Source organism: Nocardia sp. NPDC051787 (genome assembly GCF_040681325.1).
Classification (GTDB): domain Bacteria; phylum Actinomycetota; class Actinomycetes; order Mycobacteriales; family Mycobacteriaceae; genus Nocardia.
In genome coordinates this window covers 28,422-49,312 of sequence record NZ_JBFAYO010000039.1, presented here as the reverse complement: position 1 = coordinate 49,312, position 20,891 = coordinate 28,422, and the positions used below count along the sequence as shown (strand labels likewise).

12 protein-coding genes (1 of these 12 only partly in view) are annotated in these 20,891 nt (G+C 68.7%); 1 reads left to right on the top strand and 11 read right to left on the bottom strand.

What is annotated here, in order from left to right:
• Positions 1–3 precede the first annotated feature (3 nt).
• The 7 genes from AB0M45_RS30105 to gmd are packed head-to-tail and all read right to left on the bottom strand — an operon-like array spanning position 4 to position 8,487.
• The gene (locus tag AB0M45_RS30105) at positions 4–1,281 is read right to left on the bottom strand and encodes an NAD(P)/FAD-dependent oxidoreductase (protein WP_364336152.1); all 1,278 of its coding nucleotides are present in this window, start codon (positions 1,279–1,281) and stop codon (positions 4–6) included.
• The gene (locus AB0M45_RS30100; RefSeq protein ID WP_364336150.1) at positions 1,278–2,843 is read right to left on the bottom strand and encodes a glycosyltransferase family 87 protein; all 1,566 of its coding nucleotides are present in this window, start codon (positions 2,841–2,843) and stop codon (positions 1,278–1,280) included. The genes AB0M45_RS30105 and AB0M45_RS30100 overlap by 4 nt, the downstream gene beginning before the upstream one ends.
• Before the next feature lie 58 nt (positions 2,844–2,901).
• Positions 2,902–4,074 carry a nucleotide disphospho-sugar-binding domain-containing protein gene (locus AB0M45_RS30095; protein WP_364336148.1) on the bottom strand — a complete coding sequence of 391 codons (1,173 nt, stop codon included), beginning with the start codon at positions 4,072–4,074 and terminating at the stop codon, positions 2,902–2,904.
• Positions 4,075–4,079: 5 nt separating this feature from the next.
• A complete protein-coding gene (locus AB0M45_RS30090; protein WP_364336146.1) occupies positions 4,080–5,264 on the bottom strand; it encodes a class I SAM-dependent methyltransferase in 1,185 nt (394 codons plus the stop codon).
• A 1-nt stretch (position 5,265) separates the two neighbouring features.
• Complete coding sequence (locus AB0M45_RS30085; RefSeq protein ID WP_364336144.1) at positions 5,266–6,213, bottom strand: GDP-mannose 4,6-dehydratase; 948 nt, start codon at positions 6,211–6,213, stop codon at positions 5,266–5,268.
• 1 nt (position 6,214) lies between these two features.
• Positions 6,215–7,468 carry a class I SAM-dependent methyltransferase gene (locus AB0M45_RS30080; protein ID WP_364336142.1) on the bottom strand — a complete coding sequence of 418 codons (1,254 nt, stop codon included), beginning with the start codon at positions 7,466–7,468 and terminating at the stop codon, positions 6,215–6,217.
• On the bottom strand, positions 7,465–8,487 hold the full coding sequence (gene gmd / locus AB0M45_RS30075; protein WP_364336140.1) for a GDP-mannose 4,6-dehydratase: 1,023 nt from the start codon (positions 8,485–8,487) through the stop codon (positions 7,465–7,467). The genes AB0M45_RS30080 and gmd overlap by 4 nt, the downstream gene beginning before the upstream one ends.
• A 116-nt stretch (positions 8,488–8,603) precedes the next feature.
• Here gmd and AB0M45_RS30070 point away from each other — a divergent pair, with 116 nt between their 5' ends.
• On the top strand, positions 8,604–9,332 hold the full coding sequence (locus tag AB0M45_RS30070) for a polyprenol monophosphomannose synthase (protein ID WP_364336138.1): 729 nt from the start codon (positions 8,604–8,606) through the stop codon (positions 9,330–9,332).
• Here the strand turns inward: AB0M45_RS30070 and AB0M45_RS30065 are convergent.
• The 4 genes in view from AB0M45_RS30065 to AB0M45_RS30050 are tightly spaced (at most 37 nt apart) and all read right to left on the bottom strand, a layout consistent with a single transcriptional unit that may run on beyond the window.
• The gene (locus tag AB0M45_RS30065; RefSeq protein ID WP_364336136.1) at positions 9,310–10,029 is read right to left on the bottom strand and encodes a hypothetical protein; all 720 of its coding nucleotides are present in this window, start codon (positions 10,027–10,029) and stop codon (positions 9,310–9,312) included. The two genes, AB0M45_RS30070 and AB0M45_RS30065, sit on opposite strands and share 23 nt — an antisense overlap.
• Before the next feature lie 37 nt (positions 10,030–10,066).
• Complete coding sequence (locus tag AB0M45_RS30060; protein ID WP_040786623.1) at positions 10,067–10,483, bottom strand: hypothetical protein; 417 nt, start codon at positions 10,481–10,483, stop codon at positions 10,067–10,069.
• Positions 10,484–10,498: 15 nt separating this feature from the next.
• Positions 10,499–12,373: a thioesterase domain-containing protein gene (locus tag AB0M45_RS30055; protein ID WP_364336133.1), complete on the bottom strand. Its 1,875-nt coding sequence runs from the start codon at positions 12,371–12,373 to the stop codon at positions 10,499–10,501.
• Positions 12,370–20,891, bottom strand: partial view of an SDR family NAD(P)-dependent oxidoreductase gene (locus tag AB0M45_RS30050; RefSeq protein WP_364336131.1) — the 3' portion only. Its footprint extends 4,312 nt past the window's final position; the window shows 8,522 of its 12,834 coding nt (coding positions 4,313–12,834); its start codon lies off the right edge, out of view; it ends in the stop codon at positions 12,370–12,372. Before AB0M45_RS30050 ends, AB0M45_RS30055 begins: the two co-directional genes overlap by 4 nt.

The window sequence follows — 20,891 nt, the reverse complement described above, 5'->3', positions numbered from 1 at the left end:
CTTTCACTTCAACAGCTCGGCGTGCTTGCGCAGCTGGTTCACGTAGTCCTGTTTCTCTACCACCAGCGGGTACTGGTCGGCATGGTAGAGCCGCAGCCCGGCATACAGGTCGGGTTGGCGGCCCTGCGTGGCGCGGTCGAAGCGCGCGACCCGCTGCGGATCGGCTGCCTTCGCATGCAGATACGCGGCGACCAAGTCGGCTTGCTTCTCGTAGACGTCCCAGTGCGAGCCGATCGGCCGCACCATCCCGACCACGAACAGGTCGCGGGTGTGCGGCGGAAAGATGTTGAGGTACAGGCTCGGTCGCAGACTGCCCTCGGCCCAGTTGAGGTGGGCGCGGTCGACGACGGGATAGTGCGGCACGAACCCGGTCGCCAGCAGCACCAGATCGACCTTCTCCTCGGTGCCGTCGGCGAAGGTGACCCGGTCGTCATCGATCGCGGTGACATCGGGTTTGGGGGTGATGTCGCCGTGGGTGTAGTAGTGGTGCAGCTGATCGCCCAGCATCGGGATGACGATGCCCTCGTCGAAGTCGGGCACCGGAAGCCCGAACGAGCGGGAACGGCCGCGCAGATACCCGAACAACCGCTCGAAGGCCCGCTTGCGCAGCGGCCGCCACATCCGGCCCTGCAACATGCTGTCGGTCGGGCGGCCGAGCATGTATTTGGGCATACAGTAGAACCCGCGTCTGCTGCTGTGCAGCGTCAGCGCCGCGTTCACCGCGCAGTCGGCCAGGATGTCGGCGGCCGACTGGCCGGCGCCGACCACCAGCACGCGTTTGCCGAGCACCTGTTCGGGATGCCGGTATTCGCTGGAATGCAGCACGGGCACGGTGCTGATACCGGGGATGTCGATGCTGCGCGGGGTGCGGTCGTGCCCGGTGGCGATGACCACTCCCGCGTAGGAGCGCTCGGATCCGTCGGCCAGCGTCACCGTCCATCCGTCGGCCGCGGGCTCGATCCGCTGCACCGCGGTGTTCAACCGGATGCGCGGCCACAGATCGAACGCGTCGGCGAAGGAGTGCAGATAGCGCAGCACGAGCTCGTGCCCGGGGTAGTCGGGGTAGTCCGGGGGCATCGGGAAACCCGGAAATGCCTGCACCCCTTTGGAAGCGATGACATGCGTATTGTGGCTGACCGGCGAGTCCGCCCGCCGCGCGTCCCAGATCCCGCCGATGCCGTCGGCGGCCTCGAGGATCTCGAAATCCAGGCCGCGCGCGGCGAATCCGCGTGCGGTCGCCAATCCGGCCGCGCCCGCGCCGATGATGCAGTAGGTCCTCATGCCGCACCGACCCGTTCGGCCTGGGGCTCGTCGGTGCGCGGCGCCGGGTCCGGTTCGGTTCCCGCGCTCGCGCGCCAGGCCACCACGAAGCAGGCGACGTAGATGACCGTCTGTCCGACCAGCGTGAAGTAGACGTTCTCGTTGTAGACGGCCACGACCAGCCAGGCCACGGTGAGCAGTGCAACCGTGCGTGCGCCGCCGCGCATCAGCCCGGCGTACACCGCGAGCATCCACACCGCGCCGACGGCGATGTACACCCACGGACCGAACGGGGCGCGGAACGACCCCAGCGTCAGCACCGCCAGCCAGATGGCCAGCTGTTCGGCGCGCAACCGCGGACCCTGCGCGCCCGCGGCCACCCGGCGGTGGATGCGGACCGCGGTGACCGCCACCAGGATCAGCAGCAGCAGGGTGTAGACGTTGGTGATCAGGCGGGCGGGGCCGGTCGGGTCGCCGATGTCCCAGCCGATGATCTCCGCCTTGTACGGCAGCCCGAACGGCGAGTAGTTGACCAGCTGGTTGGCCCGCTCCACCAGCACGAACTGGTGGAACTCACCGCTGGCCAGCCGCTGCCAGGTGCCGTCGGACAGGAAGATCCGCCATGGCTCCCAGCCGAAGATCGCCAGTGTCGCGGCCGAATACAAGCCGCAGAACGCCGCGGTCCACACCGCGGGCCGCCAGCGTCGCTGCACGAGCAGATAGACCAGCAGGATCGCCGGAGACACCTTGGCGACGATCGCCAACGCCAGCGCCGCACCACCGAAGATATTGCGCCGCAACTGGAACAACACCATGGCCCCCACCGCGCCTACGTAGAGCACAAGCACGTGGATGTTGCCGATTTGCAGGGTCGCCAGCGTCGGCAGGCTGATCCACACCACCGGCGTCAGCGCGGCCAGCACCGCGCCCTGCCTGCCGCCGATCCAGCGGGCGATGGCGAACATGGCCACCAGCACGATCGCGACGTACAGCGAGTACCACAGCGCCCGCAGCGTGGCGAAATCGTGGCTGAACAGCAGCAGCAACCGCGGCAGCAGCAGGAATGGCGGCGGGTACAGGTAGGCGTCGCGATCCTGCGGGGCCACACTGGGCAACACCGAATCCGCCTGCGGCGATTCGTACCGGTGCCGGTCGTACAGGCTGCCGGGTTCGTGCTCGGCCATCATCGCCCCGCTGATGTAGCCGGACAGATGGGTCTTCTTGACCAGGAAGTCGTCGTCGGCCGACAGGGAGGCGTCGACGTTGTCCGCGTCGAGGATGAATTGCGTCAGCCGGGCCAGCACCGCGACGACGAGCAGGATGGCCACGCTCCACAGCACACGCACCACGATCGGCTTGCTCCGCACCACCTCCCGCCACTCGGCTGGGACGGTCGGCGCGAACAGCACGAAAAGGACTGCCGCGCAAAGAATTCCGAGTAACGCGGTGACCGGCCCGGGTAGTCCGGTGAGCGCGAGCACGATCATCACGACGGGGATGAGGATGCCGACTACGAACACCGCGTACATCGCGGCGTAGTAGTCGAGCGAACCCCGGAAGCGGGTCCATGTCCTGGATATCATCTGCAACCTACGGCTTTCGGTTCCCGCGCCGCCCCGGCTCGGGGCGGCGCGGCTGGTCTCATCTGGTCGCTGCCCCGGCGGCCAGCAGCGGAATCACCTGCGCCGCCACGTCCCGCGCCGGGGGCACGGCGCGCAGGTCGGCGCCGATCTGCGCGGCGGCGGCCCGGAAGCGGGGTTCGCTCAGCAGCGTGCTGATCGAGGCGGCGAGTGCTTCGACGTCGCCCTGGGCGGCCGGGGACTCGGCGGCCAGGCCCGCGCCCACACGCACCAGGCCGCGGGCGTAGTCGAACTGGTCGAACATTTGCGGCAGCACCAGTTGCGGCAGGCCGAACCAGCCCGCGGTGAGGCCGGTGGTCGAGCCGCCGTGGTGCACCAGCAGATCGCAGCCGGGCAGGAACAGGTTCAGCGGCACCTCTTCGACGACCCGCACGTGGTCGGGCAACTCGCCGACCGCGGCGCGGTCGTGTGCCGACAGCGCCACGATCACCTCGGCGTCGGCCACCTCGCCCAGCGCGGCCAGCACCGACTCCAGCGGTCGCGGACCGGTCAGGCTCAGCGTGCTGCCGCCCATGCAGACCGCGATCCGCTTGCGGCCGTGCTCGTTGCGATGCCACTGCGGCAGCGCGCCGGTGCCGTTGAACGGGACGTAACCCACCGGGATGCTGGGCAGCGCGTCCGGTGCCTGCAACCGTGGCGGGCAGATGTCGAGTACGGCGACCGGGTCGGCCAGCCGGGTACCCGCCTCTTCGGCCAGCGCGGCGGTGCGTTCGGTGAACGGGCCGCCGGTGGGATCGATGCCCCAGCGGTGCACCAGCACCGGGAGATCCAGTTCCGCGCCAAGGGCGCGGCCGATGGTGGCCAGCGGGTCGGTGAGGATCACGTCCGCGCCCCAGTCCCTGGCCACCGCGGCGAACGTCTCGAGGTACTGGCCGGCGTGGTTGTGCCAGTTCTGCGCGGCGATCTGCCACAGGCCCTGCCCGCCGGGCTGGTCACGGTCGGCGAACAGCGGAAGGGGGAACATGCCCGGGTTCACTGTGGTGCGCAGCTCGTCCATCGGCACGTTCAGCGCGGTCAGCTCGACGGCGTTCAATCCCGAGCGCAGCGCCGTCGCCGTCACGTCGTTGCGCGAGGCGACCAGCACTTCGTGACCGGCCAGCCGCAGCGCCCAGCAGAACGGCACCATCGCCAGCAGATGCCCCGACGAGGGCACCGGCACGACCAGAAACTTCATCCGATTCACTCCTTCGGCTTCATCCACTCCATCGGATTGGTGTGCCGAGGCACCCATGATGGAGCCGATTGTTCGGCGTTGCGGCGCTTTTCGATGACGACGATGTTGTGGTAGAAGTGCAGCGCCCCGATCCAGTCGTCGAACTCGCCCGCCGCGCGGCCGGAGTCCTTTTCGAATTCCTGGTGGTGCAGGGCGTCGACGAGGGTTTTCAGGTAGCCGACCGTGGTCGCCGGGTCATTGGTGCCGGTGCTGCTGCCACCCCAGCCCGACCAGTAGGAGGTCTGGGTGTCCTCCACCACGTACAGCCCGCCGGGCCGCAGATGTGCGAACAGCGCCTGGAAGGAGGCGATCACGTCGCCGCTGATGTGGCTGCCGTCGTCGATGATGATGTCGAACGGGCCGAGTGAGCGGCCGAGTTCGTCGAGGAACGCCGCATCGCCCTGGTCGCCCTGCAGTGGTTGCAGCCGGGGCTCGGCGATGCCGGACTTGTCGAAGTAGTCCAGCCCGTACACCAGGCCGCGGCGGAAGTACTGCTTCCACATGCGCAGCGATGCGCCGCCGACATCGGGCGCGGTGTATCCTCCGATGCCCAGTTCCAGCACCCGCACCCGGCTGTCGCGCAGCGGGGCGAAGTGCCGCTCGTAGTGCTGGGTGTACCAGTGCCCGCCCCACTTGTCCGAACCGAACTGCAGCGACAGCGCGTTGAGGTCGTAGTGGGTGGGGCGGCAGGCGGTGACGATCCGGTCGGCGGCGACGGCGGCGGCGTCGCGGGCCAGCCGCCACGGGTCGTCGGGGGCGAAGCTGCCCGGCCCCGGCTCGTCCTTGATCGCGATGGCGCGGGTGCCGATGGTGGCGTCGGGCGGGCCGTAGACCGCGCGCAGCAGCTCCACCAGATCCTGGCGCACCACCAGCCACGGATCTTCCACGGTGCCGGGACCGATCGCGGGGTCGTCGGCGCCGAGGGTGACCAAATAGTCCAGTTGCTTGCCCTCATATGTCAGCTCGAACACCGCGGTGACCGGCTGCCCGGGGCGGGTGCCGTGACCCGCGCGCCAGGCGATCTCCTCGAGCACCGCCTCGGCGACCGTCTCGATGCCGATCTCGCCGATGCGCGCGGCGGTCTCCTCGTAGACGCCGTCGGCGATCGCGATCAGGTGGGCGGCGAGGACATTCTCGTCGTTCAGGTTCACATCATCCATCCGTTCCGCCGGTGCGCACCGGCCTCGATTCCTCCACCAGGTGCACGCCCTCGGCGACGAGCATGGCCCGGACCATGCCGCGGAAATCCACCGATGGACGCCACCCGGTCCGCTGGCGCAGCTTCGCCGCGTCACCCACCAGCGGTTGCCTGCTGCGGGTGAGCACCGAGGTGCGTTCGCGGACACGGTCTTTCCAGTCCAGTCCGGCCATGCCGAACGCGGCCGCGCAGAACTGCGCGACCGTGTTGTGTTCGCCGGTGGCGACGACGAACTCGTCCGGCTCGTCGAGGGCCAGAATCCGGGTCATGGCCTCGACGTAGTCCGGCGCGTACCCCCAGTCGGCGCCGGCGTCCAGCCGCCCGACCTCGAGCACATCGGTGTCGCCTCGCTGGACCCGCGCGACCGCACGCACGATCTTGCGCGTGACGAACTTCTCCGCGCGCAAGGGCGATTCGTGGTTGAACATGATTCCCGCGGCCGCGAACACGCCGCGGGCACGGTAGGCGCGGCAGGCCAGCAGGCCCGCCGCTTTGGTCACCCCGTAGATCGAATCCGGTCGCAGTCCGCTGTTCTCGTCGCACACCCTCGCGCGGTCGGGCCCGAAGACGTGCGAGGAGGCCGCGTAGAACAGGCGGGTGCCGGTGCGGTGGCGCTCGATCGCTTCCGCGAAGTGCTGCACCGGCAACGTGTTCACCCGATGCGAGGCGCGCGCCAGCTCGCGGGGGTCGCCGTGGTCGTCCTGCGAGGAGTGTTGCACCGCCGCCAGCAGATACACCTGCCGGGGGCGTTCGGTCGCGATCATGTGATCGACGGCCGCCGCGTCGGTGACGTCGACGGGGCCGCCGCGGCCGATCCGCAGCACCTGCTCGCCGCGCGCGGTGAGCAGGTCCGACAACAGTGTGCCGTCCTGCCCCGCCGCGCCCGTGACGACGACGGTCATCTCACACCACGTCCAGTTCGGGCAGCGGGAAAACCAGCCGTCCTCCCGCCGCGCGGAACGCGCTTTCCCGCTCGAGCATCATGGTGCGGAAGTGCCAGGGCAGCACGAAGAACTGGTCGGGAGCCAGCTCGCGGGCCTGCGCCTCGGACACGATCGGGATTGCGCTGCCGGGGGTGAACTTGCCGAACTTGTCGTCGTTGACCTCCGCGATGCAGGCCAGGTCCTCCGGCCCGATGCCGCAGTGCTGCAACACCACGTTGCCCTTGGTGGAGGCGCCGTAGCCGAGGGTGCGCAGGCCGGCCTTGCGGGAGCGGTCGAAGAAGTCGCGGACCTGCTCGCGATGCTCCTCGACCCGTTTTGCGAAGTCGGCGTAGGGCTGCGGGGTGTGCAGCCCGAGCGCGGCTTCCTCCTGACGCATCCGATCCAGCGCGGCGACGTCGGCGGCGGAAGGGACGCCGCGCTTGCCCAGCGTGAGGGCGAAACTGCCGCCGTTGACGCTGTTGCGCTCCACTTCGAGCACCACGAATCCGCACCGTCGCGCCATCCACTCGATCTGGTCGAGGGTGTAGTACTCGAGGTGCTCGTGACAGATGGTGTCGTAGGAGGTGGTGGCCAGCATCGCGGGCAGATAACTCTGTTCCAGTACCCAGATGCCGTCGTCGGTGAGGCCGTCGTACACCGCGCGCATGAATTCCAGCGGGCTCGGCACGTCGTAGAACATGGCGATCGAGGTGATCACCTTGGCTCGCCGCCCGTCCAGCACCGATTCGACCAGCTCGCGGGTGAAGTATCCGGTCACCAGCCGCACATGCGGCGGATAGAACCGGCGGAACTTCTCCCCCAGCGGGTCGATCCCCACGATGGTCGCCGACCCCTCGGGGTAGGACCGCAGCAGCGTCGCGTCGTTGCTGCCGATATCGATCACGAGGTCCTGCGGCGTCAACCCCACGCGCTCCCGGATCCTGGCCACCCGGTGGGCCAGGTGATCGATCATCGATCGGTTGAGCCCGGAGCGATATCCATAACCCGGGGAATACATCTCGTCGAAATCGGCGGTATGGCGCAGCTGCACCAGCCCGCATTCCTCGGAGCCGGTAGGCACACAGCGCACCAGTTCCAAGGGGTAGCGCGGCACTGCGGTCGGGTCGGTGGCCGGGAACACCCCGGTCAACGCCATCGTGCCGAGATCGACGATCGTCTCGAGCCGGGTATTCCCGCACACCCGGCAGCAATCCACCGCCACTGCTTGTGTCACGCGTTCTCCATATCGTGGGCGACCATCAGCTCGACAAGTTCGGTGAAGCTCGTGCGGGGCTCCCACCCGAGCTTCTTCTTCGCCTTGGTCGGGTCACCGGTGAGGTGATGCACCTCGGCGGGCCGGAAGTAGGTCGGATCGACCTCCACCAGCACCCTGGAGGTACGCCGATCGATCCCCTTCTCGTCGAGACCTGTACCCTCCCATACCAATTCGGCTCCGGTGGCGGAGAACGCCGTTTCGCACAGCTCACGCACGCTGTGTGTCTCGCCGGTGGCGATCACGTAGTCGTCGGGTTCTGGCTGCTGCAGCATCAGCCACATCGCCTCGACATACTCCTTGGCGTACCCCCAGTCACGGCGGGCGTCCAGGTTGCCGATGAAGAGCTTGTCCTGTTTGCCCTGCGCGATGCGCACCGCGCCGCGGGTCACCTTGCGGGTGACGAAAACTTCGCCGCGCCTGGGTGATTCGTGATTGAACAGGGTGCCGTTGACCGTGTACATCCCGTAGGCCTCGCGGTGGTTCACCGTGATCCAGTACGCGTACAGCTTCGCCACGGCATACGGCGAGCGCGGATGGAACGGTGTGTCCTCACTCAGCGCGACGTCGTGCAAGCCGCCGTACAGCTCCGAGGACGAGGCCTGGTAGAACTTGGTCGCGATGCCGGTCTTGCGGATCGCGTCCAGGATGCGCAGCGTGCCGATCGCGTTGGTCTCGGCGGTGAACTCCGGGATCTGGAACGAGATGTGCACGTGCGATTGCGCACCCAGGTTGTAGATCTCCGCCGGGCGCACGTCCTCCAGAATGCGGTTGAGGCTGCTGGAGTCCATGAGATCCCCGTAGTGCAGGAATAACCGGCGCTGTGAATGCGTATCGGAATACAGGTGATCGATGCGGTCGGTATTGAAATTCGACGCACGCCGGATAATTCCGTGCACCTCATATCCCTGCTGCAGCAGGAATTCCGTCAGATAAGACCCGTCCTGGCCGGTGATGCCGGTTATCAAAGCTTTTCTCATCAAACCTCCAACCCTGAGACTAACGGGTCTCGAAAATGGCGGCAACACCTATCTTTCGGTCGCCGCCGGTACTAAAATTCGATCGCATGAGCGCGGCCTCCGAAAAAACTCTGGTCATGATTCCGACATACAATGAGCGTCGCAACGTCGGGCCGTTGCTCGCTCAGATCTTGGAACAGGGCACTGATTTCGATGTCCTGTTCGTCGACGACAACTCCCCCGACGGCACCGGTGACCTGCTCGATGAGCTGGTACGACAGCACGCGCCCCGAATGCACGTGCTGCACAGGGCCGGTCGTCAAGGCGTCGGCTCCGCCCATCAGGCCGGTATCCGCTGGGCTTATGCGCAGGGGTATCAGAACATCATCACGATGGATTCCGACTTCGCGCATCCGCCGTCGTATCTTCCGGCATTGCGTGCCGCCGCCGACGGTTTCGACATCGTCGTCGGCTCGCGATATCTGAAAGAGGACAGCCTGGCCGACTGGACTCCTTTTCGCAAGATCCTCACCCGGGTCGGGCATTTTCTCACCGTGACCCTGCTGCGGATGCCCTACGATGCCACCGGTGCGTTCCGATACTACCGTCTGGACAGGGTTCCGGTAGATGCTTTCGATAAGGTTCGATCGACCGGGTACTCGTTCTTCTTCGAAAGCCTCTACATCCTCAACGCCAACGGTTTCCGGATCGAGCAGGTGCCCATTCACGTGCTCAACCGCACCGCCGGCGCGTCGAAGATGCGCACCCGCGACGTGGCGACCAGCGTGCGTTTCCTGCTGGTGCTGTGCGCGGAGAAGTACTTCCGGCCCAGCCGTCATCGCATCAGCTCGCTCGCGCACCGGTGACCCTCCCGGCCAGCCAGTCGATCACCGCCGCCGCCTCCGGCCAATCGGAGCCGGTGGCGGTGACCGGGAACTGGTCGTCGACATAGTCTTTGGCGAACTCCGAGCGCGAGCCCACCGCATCGCGCACCTCGGCCAGTGTCACGGTGGTGCGCGCACCCACCTCACGCAGGCCGGTGTCGCCGAGACGTTCGGCGATCCAGCCCGCGCACCAGTCCACCGGCGCGAAGCTCTGCCGCGAGCGGCCACTGGCGAACACCGGGCGGTCGGCGGCCATGTCGGCGAGCACGCCCTTGCGGTAGTCGCCGCCGTACATCGGTCCCAGCCGGACGACGAAAGTGTCGGCACCGGAACACAATTGCTCGGCCTCCGCGCGATGACGCCCGTACACCGTGTCCAGTTGGGTGCGCGCGGAAATGCTGCTGATCTGCACGAACCGGTCCCAGCACCAGCGTTCGCGCAGCAGGCGTGTCTTGTCCACCGTCTCCGCGTGGTCGACGTCCGGATTGTGCTCGGCCCAGAACCGTTTCGACGGGCAGGCGGCGTTGATCAGCACGTCGTAGCGGCCGGCGGTGCGGTGGTGTTCGTGGTCGGCGCGCACCACCGGGACCACCTCCCACCGGGTCCGCTTGCCGAGCGCCTCGGTCAGCGCGGCGCCGACATAGCCCGCGGCGCCGACCACGGCCACGCGCATGCTCATGCTGTGCCCTCCAGGGGATGCCTCCGGGCGTGACCGCTCATGCCTGGTTGCCTTCCAAGGTGTGCGGCAGCGGCGCTACCTGGACGATCGGCGGGTCGCACTCGTCCCACGGCTTGGTCAGCATCGCGATGAAGGTCAGCGGCGTGATGGAGTACACCGTGTGCATCACCCCGATCGGGGTGCGCGTGCAGATGCCCTTGGACACGTGGATGAACTCCTCCGGGCAGTCCGGATCCTCGTGGTCGTCCTTGGTCACCAGCACGCCGTTGCCCTCGACGAACAGCAGGTACTCGACGAAGTGCGGGTGGTAGTGCAAGCCGCGCACCTTGCCCGGGTGCATGTAGATCAGGTTGAACTCCAGCAGGGGCTCCGGGGGTACCCAGGTGAATATGCCGCCGCGCCCATCGCGGACGGTGTCGAGATTGCACGACGGAGTGAGAACTTCGACCTTCATTACTGCATCCCTTCATCAAGCGGGTACTACGTCGGGGCGAACAGCGGTGAGCTTGTCCGCGAGAGAGCCGAGCAACGCCTCGCGGTGCTCGACGAGGAAGAAATGGCCACCGGGCAGCAGCTCGGTGGAGCGCAGTCCCGGCAGGACGTCGCGCCAGGCCTCGAGCTGGGTGGTCGCCACCTGGCGGTCCTCGCGACCGCCGAACAGGTGAGCCGGGCACGACGGCGCGGCGGCGGGCGCGAATCGGTAGTCGTCGAAGACCTCGAAGTCGCTGCGCAGCGCGGGCAGGAACAACGCCATCACCTCGGGGGTGTCACGCACCTCCGGCGGAATGCCGCCGTAATGGCCGACCGCGGCGATGAATTCGTGATCCGGCAGGCCCGACAGACGTCCAGGCCGGGGCAGGTGGGGCGCCGCCACGCCGCCGAGAAACAGCGCCCGCGGTTCGACCCCGGCGGGAAGCCCGCGCGCTACCTCGTAGGCGGTCAACGCGCCGAGACTGTGGCCGAAGAAGGCGAACGGCAGATCGGTCAGCGGAAGGACCTGCGCCAGCGAGGCGTCGACCAGATCGGTGAAGCGGCGGATCGGCGTCTGCGCCAGATGCCGTTGCCGGGCGGGCAGCTCGATAGTGCACAGCTCGACCCAGTCGGGCAGCTGGCGCCGCCACGGAGTGTAGGCGGCGGCCTTGCCGCCCGCGAACGGCCAGCAGAACAACCGCAGGCTCGGCGTGCCCGCGGTCCGGCGGTGGATGGTCAGCACACCCGTCTCGCCTGCGGGCGGCGTCGCTCGCGCTGGTTCGGCCGCGGCTCGCGCTCGTTCTGTGCCCGTCTGCGTGGCGGTTGCCGAAAGAATAGTCACCGCAGCACTTTTCGCATGTTCGCTCTGGGTGCTTGCCTGGATTGGTAGGGCGCGCAGATCGCCCACCGTGGCGATACGGGTCACCGGCGCGCCCAGCGTCGCGAAGAACTTCGACAGCGGCGCCGACGGACCGATCTCGTACCGGTGCGTGCCGGAGCGCAGCAGTGCGCGCATGTTGTCGGTCCAGCGCACCGGCGCGGAGATCTGACGGACCAGATGCTCGGCGAGCGTCTCGGGCAGGTGGAACTCTCCGGTGTAGTTGGAGGTCACCGCCACCGCGCGGTCGGCGCGCGTGCGGGGCGCGCAGGCGGCGAGATGCTCGGCGAACTCGGCCTCGATCCCCCGCATCCACCGGGAATGGAACGGCGCGCTCACCCGCAGCGGGACGAATCGCAACTCCGGAAGACGTTCGGCGAGGACCGCGCGGGCGGCGGCCACGGCGTCGCCCGCGCCACTGATGACGAGCTGATCGGTCGAATTGTCGTTGGCCACTTCCGCGCCCGCCGCGGCCACCAGTTCGGCCACCTCGGAGTCGGCGATGCCCGGCATGATCAGCGCGGCCATCGCGCCCTCGCTCTCGCGTACCGCGCGCTGCATGAGCGCCCCGCGGGTACGCACCAGCCGCACCCCGTCGGCGAGCTCGAAGACGCCCGCCGCGACGAGCGCGGCGTACTCCCCGAGACTGTGCCCGCCGAAGGCGACCGGTCGCACACCGTATTCGGCCACCAGCACCCGGTAGGCGGCGATCTCCATGGTCAGCACGCACGGCTGGGTGTACTCCGTGCGGTGCAGCCGCGGATCCCGCTCGGCGCAGATCCGCAGCAGATCCTCACCGACCGCGGCACTTGCTTCGGCGAAGGTGTCTCGCGCGAGCGGGAACTCGGCGTAGAAGTCCGCGCCCATCCCGGTCCGCTGGGCACCCTGCCCCGGGAACACGATGGTGCACGCGGCATGGGCGGTCACGCCCGGAGGCGGTAGCGGAGCGTGACCATGGAGGGTCCCGTCCATGCCGGAAGAAGGATCAGCGCTCATCGCAGCACCTCCGCGCTCGAGTCGGCGGTGCGTGGCGCGGGGAGGTAACCGATCTCGGCGCAGTGCTCCAGGTAGACCCGCACCAGGTCCTCCGTCGGCGGGCAGTCGATGCCGGCCGCGCCCAGGACCCGCCGGGTGTAGGCGCAGTCGGCGTACGAGCTCTCCTCGTAGTGGATGGTGCCGAACAGCTCGATGCCGTACTTGAACATCTCCAGGGTCTGGCTGTCGTAGACCTCGTCGGTGCCGAGCCGGTAGATCTGCCGGTCGGTGGCCCTGCGGTGGAATTCCTCCAGCGGCACCAGACTCACCTCGTATCCGGCGCGTTGCACGTAGCGGACCACGTCGTAGTAGCGGCGGATGTCCGGGTTGGTCAGGTGGTAGGTCTCCCGGTAGGTGGGCCTGCGCACGGCGATGTGCACGATCGCGGCGCTGACGTAGTCGACCGGGCTGATGTCCCAGTGCACCGGCGTCAGCATCGTCTCGCCGGTCTCGATCATCGTCTTGAGGATGTCGTAGTACGCGCCTTTGACGCTGACCTCGGAGAACGGGTACCGGCCGGTGCGGCTGTCGCCCATGATGTTGCCCGGCCGCACGATGTCCCAGAGCAGTCCGCGCTCGCTCGCCGCCCGGATCAGCTTCTCGGACTCGTACTTGGTCTGCTGATAGGGCAGATGGTCGTAGCCCTGACCCAGCTCCAGATCGCGCTCGGTGAACGGCGGGTTGTTGAAGTTGAGCCGATCGCCCAGCACGCTGAAGCTCGACACGTACACCAGGTACTTGCCGCGCGAGCGCAGCGCGAATTCCACCGCGCGCCGGGTGCCTTCGACATTGATCGGGGCGAGCGCGTCGTAGAAGGTGACCAGCGTGGTGCGGCCTGCGGCGTGGATGGTCAGGTCGACCTCGTCGGCGAGGCGGCCCCAGGTCGCCTCGTCCAGACCCAGACGTTCGCTGGAGACGTCGCCGAGCACCGTCGTCACCCGCTCCGCGAACGCCTGGTCGAGGGTGCCGTCCGGATCGTAGGTGCCGAGGAAGTGCTTGATCCTGCGTTCGGCCGCGTCCACCGTCTTGCCGCGCACCAGGCAGGTCACCCGCACGTCGGTATCGGAGAGCAGATCGTGCAGCATTTTGCCGCCCAGCACGCCGGTCACGCCGGTGATGAAGACCGAGCGCACCGGAATCGGGGCGTCCATGGTCACGGGCGGGATGTGCTGCTGTGTTCCGGCGGCGGCCGCGGTTTCGGTAGCGCGCGGGGCGTCGGCCTGCGCACCTGCGGTGATGATGCCCTCGGCGACAAGGTATTCCGCCAGCGACGCGATAGTCGGATACAGCTCGGTCGATTCCGCCGGAATCTTGACGTCGTAGTGCTTCATCAGCCGGTTGAGCATCCGGACGGTGGCCACGGAGTCGAATCCGAAGTCGGCGAACTCCGCGTCGAGGTCCAGTTCTGCGGGGTCGGTCTTGGTGAGATCGGCGAAGATGTCGCGGATCTGTTCGCTGAGCTGATCGCGCAGTGCGGTGTCGGAACCGTCGCTCGCTGGTTCGGCGGTGACCGGACGCGGCGCGGTGATCCCGGCCGGTTCGACGACCCCAACCGGTTCGGTGTGCCCATTCGACGCGGTGACCGCAGCCGGGTCCGTGATCCTGGCCGGTTCAGTGTCTCGAGCCGGTTCAGTGATCGTGCTCGGTGTGGTGGCCATATCCGCTTCGACCGGTTCCGGGGCGGTCGGATCGGCATGCAGCATGTCTTGGGTCGCAGTGCCGTTCGTGGAGTGACCGTTGCGTCGCCCGGCATCGGACGGGTCGGTCTCGTGCGCGACCACCGTCTTCGCGACCAGCTGCGGGGCCGCCGGATGGCTGCGCCGGCGGTAGTCCTCGGGCACGATCCAGTACCTGCGCCGCGCGAACGGGTAGCCGGGCAGGCTCACGATCCGACCGAACGGCCGCTCGTAGCCCTGTTCCCAGTCCACGGTCCATCCGCCCGCCCACAGCTCGGCGACACGAGGCAGATTCCCCGAGCGCAACAGCGCGCGGACTTCCGCGCGCTCGGCGTCCGATTCGCCGGGCAGTTCATCGAGCTCGCGGTGGGTGCGGGCGACGCCGCGGAAGATCAGCATGCCTTCGGCCGGCGCGGGCGTGCCCGACGTCGCCGCGCTGTAGAGCAACTCCACGAGTTCGGCCGTGGAAGCGGCCACCACCGCGAGCCGATGTTGGAATGCGGTGCGGCCGACGGCCAGCGTCCACGCCACGTCCGGCAGCGGCACGGGATGCTCGCGCAGCCGCCGGGCCATGCGGGTGGCCAGCTCCGACAGCCGGTCGGCGGCGCGGGCCGACAGCACGATGATTCTGGGCTGCCCGTCCTCGGAAGTCGATGCGATCGGCTCGGCGTCGGCGAGGATGACGTGGGCGTTCGAGCCACCCGCGCCGAATGAGCTGATTGCGGTGATGCGGGGCTGCCCATCGTCGGGGCGCGGCCAAGCCGTGGGCTGGTCGATGATCCGGAACGGTGTGGCCGCGAAGTCGATCCCCGGGTTCGGCGGATCGCTGTGCAAGTTCGGCGCCATGGTGTCGTGCCGCAGTTGCAGCAGCGCTTTCACCACGCCCGCGGCCCCCGCGGCGGCCTCCAGATGTCCGACACTGGATTTCGCCGAACCGATGCCGCAGTAACCGCGTTCGGTCGTGGAGCGGCGATAGGCCTTGGTCAGCGCCGCGATCTCGATGGGATCGCCCAGCGCGGTGCCGGTGCCGTGCGCCTCTACGTAGCCGATGTCGCCCGGTTCGACGCGCGCGGCGGTGAGCGCCCGGCCGATCAGATCGGCTTGGGCCGCGGGATTGGGCACCGTGAAACCGTTGGTGCGTCCGCCGTGATTGATCGCGCTACCCCGGATGACGCCGTAGACGCGGTCGCCGTCAGCGCGCGCATGCCGCAATGGTTTGAGCACCAGGGTGACCACGCCCTCACCCGGCACATAGCCGTCGCCGCCCGCGCCGAACGACCGGCAGCGTCCGTCGGTGGAAGCCCAGCGTCCATAGCCGAGCAGCAGGTACTTCCCGGGATGGATCGACACGTTGACCCCACCCGCCAGCGCATATGCCGCCTCGCCGCGGCGCAGGCTCGCACACGCCAGGTGCAGCGCGGTCAGCGATGCCGAGCACGCCGTATCCACCGCCAGGCTGGGACCGCTGAAACCGAAGTGATACGAAACCCGGTTCGCCACCGCGAAATACCCGGAAATCGGCACGCCGACGAAGGCCTGGTACTCGGCATAGCCCACCCCGGCGAACACTCCGGCATCGAGCAGACCACGGGACGCGGCGCTGGCACGCACGCGATCCGGCGTGTAACCCGCGTCTTCCAGTGCCGCCCAGGATGTTTCGAGGAACAAGCGCTGCTGCGGGTCCATCTCCTCGGCGTCCTTGGGCGTGATGCCGAAGAAACGGGCGTCGAATTTGTCCACGTCGTCGAGGAACCCGCCCCAGCGCGCGTAGGTGGTCCCCGGCTCGTCGGGATCGTCGGAGAGGTATTCGCTGTGATCCCATCGCTGCGGCGGAACCTCGACGATGCAGTCGCGTCCGGCGACCAGGTTTGCCCAGAACTCCTCGATGTCGCCCGCCATCGGGAATCGCCCCGCCATGCCGATGACAGCGATGTCGTCGTCGGAATCGTCAGCGGTGGGCCGCTGGGCGGACGCGGTCGCCGGAGCGGGCGCCGGGTCGAGTCCTGCGCGCTCGGCTGCCACCGAACGGTCCGGGCCCGGCTCTCCGTGGGACAGGGGGGTATCCGCCGGGCCGTCGGCCACCACACGCGTCAGGTGCGGTGCGTTGTGGGACGCACCCCTGCCTGCGGGTTCGGCGGCCATCATGTGCGCGGGGACCGGTGCGCTGTGCAACGCCGCGGCTGCCGGATCGGCGGGCACTGTATTGCCCGGGTTCGGTGCGTCGTGGGCCATGTCCTGGTGTGCTGAGCCCGCCATGACGTGGATTGGAGCCGGTGCGCTGTCGAACGTCGCCGCCGACTCGGGGCCGGAGGTCAGCGCGGCCAGTCGTGGCGCGTGCTCGTCAGCGAGATAGCCCGCGAGGTCTCGCACTGTCTGGTACTCGAAGAACAGGGTGCTCGGCAGCGGCCCGAAGTCGGCTACCAGCCGGTCGTTCATTTTGCTGATCAGCACGGAGTCGATGCCGTAGTCCTGCAACGGGATACGGGTCCGGATCCGCTCCGGGGCCAGTCGGCAGTACTCGGCGAGCAGATCCTTCAGATAGGTCTCCGCGTTGCGCCACAACGGCACGGTGGATGCGGCCTCTGTGTGTGACGTCGCAGGCACGTGCGGTGCGGACGCGGCGTCTGGTGGCGTGCCGATATCGTCAGGTGTAGCGATGACCCGAGCTGCGAGTGTCGCTCGGTTCGGGACACGATCGGCAACGGCTCCATCCTGGCGTGCTATGGAGCCAGGCGCCGATACAGCCCCTGGCGCGGGGGCAGTCGGCGCGTCGGCGGTGTTGGACACCGCGACTCCCTCGGCTGCCGCCACTGTTCGGGGCGCTGCCGCTACCTGCGCCGTTGAGGACGCTTGCGGGAGGCCGGTGGCCGGTGTGGACGAAGGCGCACTGCTCTCGTCCGGCACCCAGCACCGTTCACGGTCGAACTCATAGCCGGGCAGGTGGATACGCCGCGCCGCCGGGTCGCCCCAGCCCGCGTATTCGACGTGCGCGCCCTCCACCCACTGCCGTGCCGCCGCCACCGGATCATCCAGCACCGGCGCGCCGCTGTGATCCGTCACGCTGTCGGTGACGCCGGTGAAAACGCCTGCGGGGCGGTCGCCTTCGGCGAACGCGGCAAGCCGGGCGGCGATGGCGTCCACGGAGTCCGCGACGATCGCGAGCCGGTGCTCGAATCCGCTGCGCCCGTGCGCGAGCGTCCGCGCGATGTCTGCGGGCACCAGGTCCGGATTCGCGGCCAGATGCCTGCGCAGTGTCCGCGCCATCCGGGTCAGGCTCGTCGCGCTGCGTGCGGAGAGCACGATCAGCTGTGGACCGCCCGGCACGTGCGGCCGGATTGCGCCGGCGATCGGCGCGGCATCGACCACCAGGTGCGCATTGGTGCCGCTGAAACCGAAGGAACTGATCGCGGCGCGGCGCGGCCCGCTCCACTCACGCAGTGCGGTGTTGACGAAGAACGGTGACTCGTCCAGGCCGAGCAGCGGGTTCACCGAGGCGACGTGCAGCGAGGGCGGCAGCTGTCCGGCGCGCATGGCCAGCAACACCTTGAACAAGCTCGCCATCCCGGCCGCGTGCGAGGCGTGCCCGATGTTCGATTTCACCGAGCCCACCGGGATGGCGGCGACCGCGTCGGTGTAGTGGCGGAAGGCCGCGGTGAGCGCTTCGATCTCGATCGGGTCGCCCAATCGTGTTCCGGTGCCGTGGGTTTCGACATAACCAATGGTGGATGGGTCGATTCCGCCCGCGCGATAGACCGCGAGTTCCAGTTCGGTCTGCGAGCGCATGCTCGGTGCGGTGATGCCGTTGGTGCGGCCGTCGTGGTTCACTCCGATGCCGCGGATCACGCCGTGAATCGGGTCGCCGTCGCGTTCGGCGGCAGCCAGCGGCTTGAGCACCACCACCCCGGCGCCCTCGGCGATGACGAAACCGTCGGCGTCGGCGTCGAAGCTCGCGCATCGGCCGTGCGCCGACAGCATGCCCATCGAGGAGGCCAGCAGGTGGTATTCGGGTGTCACGAAGACCGCGACACCACCGGCGAGCGCGAGCTCGGATTCGCCCGAGGCGAGGCTGCGGCAGGCTTGGTGCAGCGCGACCAGCGCCGAGGAACACGCGGTGTCCAGCCCCAGGCACGGACCGGTGAGATCCAGATGGTAGGCCACCCGGGCGGGCAGGATAGCCGGGCTGTTGCCGGTGAACATGTGATGCGAGCCGACCGTGTCGCGGTTGCGCAGCAGGGTCGCGTAGTCCGACCCGGGCGACCCGGCGAACACGCCGCATCGCTTGCGCCGCAACGACTTCGGGTCGATAGCGGCGTCCTCCAGCGCGAGCTGGCTGTGTTCGAGGAATAATCGCTGCTGCGGGTCCATGTAGTCGGCCTCGGCCGGCACCAGGTCGAAGAACGCCGGATCGAACTCCTCGACGCCGTCGAGGAACCCGCCCCACTTGGAGTAGGTCTTGCCCGGCGCCGCCGGTCCCGGCTGGAAGTAGTCGGCGACCGGCCAGCGAGAAGCCGGTACTTCGGTCACGGAGTCGTGTCCGGCGGCGAGGTTGCGCCAGAACTCGGCGAGATTCGCTGCGCCCGGGAACTCGCCGGACATGCCGATGATGGCAATGTCCATGGATGTTGACCTTTCGCTCGGCCCCTCGGTCGGCGCGCCGACGGTCTGGGCGCTGGATGCCGATGGGCGGGACGCCGAAGACATTCGGCTGGGGGCACTGTCGGTCGGTTGAGTCGTCGGTGTGCTGGTCGCCGTCGCGCCGATTTCGGCCATATGCCTACTGAGCAGCCGCACGGAGGGATGGTCGAACACCACTGTCGGGCGCAGCGCCAGGCCGTATCGGGTGTTGACGCGGTCGATGATCTTCACCGCGAGGATCGAGTCGACGCCGTGCTCCGACAGCGGCAACTCCGCGCGCACCCCGGAGCGCGCGACGCCGAGTCCGTCGGCGACGAGGCCGATGAGCTCGACTTCCAGCGCCGAGACAGCAGCAGACGATGCAGTTGCGGTCGCCGCCGTCGGCGCGGGTTCCGAGACAAGGCGTTCCACTCCCGGCACCGAGTTGGCGGCGAACTGCGTGGATGCGCTGACCGCGGAGGCCTGCGCCGGTTCCGGGACCACGCCGATGCGCTGGGCTCCCGGCGCCGAGTTGTCGACGGTCTGCGTCGATGCGCCGGTCACAGCGGCTTGCGCCGGTTCCGGGACGACATCGGGTTCGCGGCGGCCATCGGCGGGCGCGGCGGCGCTGACGGCGGCCAGCAGCCGGAAGCTCGGTTCCGGGTCCTCGGACAGGCCCGGACCCCACGCTCGGACTCCGGAGAATCCCGCGGTGCTCAGGGCGGCGCGCCACTGCTGTTCGGACAGCAACGGGGAGTGCGGGATCCGCGCCGCGGGATCGCGGTAGGCGTGCCAGCCCTCCAGCAGGCCGAAGGTCAGTGCGAGCACCTCCAGATCGGTGGTCGCCTCGGTGAACGCCAGCACGCCGCCTGGTGCCAGCAGCCGTCGCGCGTTCCGCAGTGCCGCGTCGATCGACCGCGTGGCATGCAGGACGTTGGCGCACACCACGAGGTCGGCGTCGCCCACGGAGAACCCTTGCGCGACCGGATCGGTCTCGATGTCCAGCACGGCGAAACGCAGGTTCGGATGCGTGCCGAAGGTGCGTCGTCCGTGCGCGACGAAACTGTGCGAGACGTCGGTGTAGTGGTACTCGTATGCCATCCCGCGGTCGGCCAGTGCCGCGAGCACCGCGTGCGTGGAACCGCCGGTGCCCGCGCCGATCTCGACAATCCGCAAGCGGCGCGCGGTGCCGCGCTGCTGCGCGAGGGCCGACACCAGCTCGGCGAGCAGGCCGTTGGTGAAATCGTAGGCGGCGTTGCCCCGATAGATCGCGCCGACCAGCTCCAAGGCGCCACCAGGGAACAGCACCTCCGTGGCGGACAGCTCCCCGCGCAGCACGCGGGGATACGCGGCCAGGCAGGCGTCCAGCAGCGTCACATATGCCTCGGATTCCGGGAAGCGCGCGAGCAGGTCGGCGCGCATGCCGCTGGTACCGGGCGGCGGGCCGGGCACCACGATGGTGCCCTGCTGCGACCGGACGAGCCCGTGCCGCAGCAGGATGTCCAGACAGCTGGTGCGCAATCGCGCGAATTCGGGTCGCACGCCCAGCGCCGCGTCCAGCGACTCGGCGGTCCACTCCCCTGGCGTGAGACCCATCCCGGCGAGCGTGGCGAACAGCAGCATCGCCGCGTAGCGGCCGAGCTCGGGCTTGCCGGGCTCCACGATGCCCGCGGGCCGGGCCGCCGCCTCGAACTGTGCCGCCGCGGCGTCGAACCCGGAGCGCGGCGGCGTGATGATCCAGTAGCCGGTGCGGTCGAAGGGATAGCCGGGCAATGGGATTCGTCGTTCGGGGCCGCCGCGGTCACGCCAGTCGATGTCGGCGCCCGCGACCCACTGACGGGCCAGGTCCTGATCGCTTGCCGGTGGGCCGAACAGCGGACGGGTCTGCGCGTCCACTGTGCCGGTCACCACCGGACCCCGCTGATCGGTGCGGAACTGGTCGAGCGCGTCGGCCACCGCGACCGGCGACGACGCGACCACCGCCATCCGGTGCCTGAGGGCGGGCCTGCCCACCTGCAAAGTGCGCACCGCGTCGGCGAAATCGGCGGGGTCCAGGGCACGGAAGTGCCGCGCCATGCTCTCGCCGTAGCGGTGCAGCTGGGCCGCTGTGCGCGCCGACAGCACGAAGACCTCCGGCCCACCCGGCACCCTGGATCGTGCTCGGTCATCGACGAATTCGGCGAGCACCA

Bases quoted from the DNA above. Each gene is read 5' to 3' on its own strand.
- AB0M45_RS30060 (WP_040786623.1), bottom strand. From the start codon at position 10,483: ATGAAGGTCGAAGTTCTCACTCCGTCGTGCAATCTCGACACCGTCCGC.
- AB0M45_RS30095 (WP_364336148.1), bottom strand. From the start codon at position 4,074: ATGAAGTTTCTGGTCGTGCCGGTGCCCTCGTCGGGGCATCTGCTGGCG.
- gmd (WP_364336140.1), bottom strand. From the start codon at position 8,487: ATGAGAAAAGCTTTGATAACCGGCATCACCGGCCAGGACGGGTCTTAT.
- AB0M45_RS30065 (WP_364336136.1), bottom strand. From the start codon at position 10,029: ATGAGCATGCGCGTGGCCGTGGTCGGCGCCGCGGGCTATGTCGGCGCC.
- AB0M45_RS30055 (WP_364336133.1), bottom strand. From the start codon at position 12,373: ATGAGCGCTGATCCTTCTTCCGGCATGGACGGGACCCTCCATGGTCAC.
- AB0M45_RS30100 (WP_364336150.1), bottom strand. From the start codon at position 2,843: ATGATATCCAGGACATGGACCCGCTTCCGGGGTTCGCTCGACTACTAC.
- AB0M45_RS30105 (WP_364336152.1), bottom strand. From the start codon at position 1,281: ATGAGGACCTACTGCATCATCGGCGCGGGCGCGGCCGGATTGGCGACC.
- AB0M45_RS30085 (WP_364336144.1), bottom strand. From the start codon at position 6,213: ATGACCGTCGTCGTCACGGGCGCGGCGGGGCAGGACGGCACACTGTTG.
- AB0M45_RS30070 (WP_364336138.1), top strand. From the start codon at position 8,604: ATGATTCCGACATACAATGAGCGTCGCAACGTCGGGCCGTTGCTCGCT.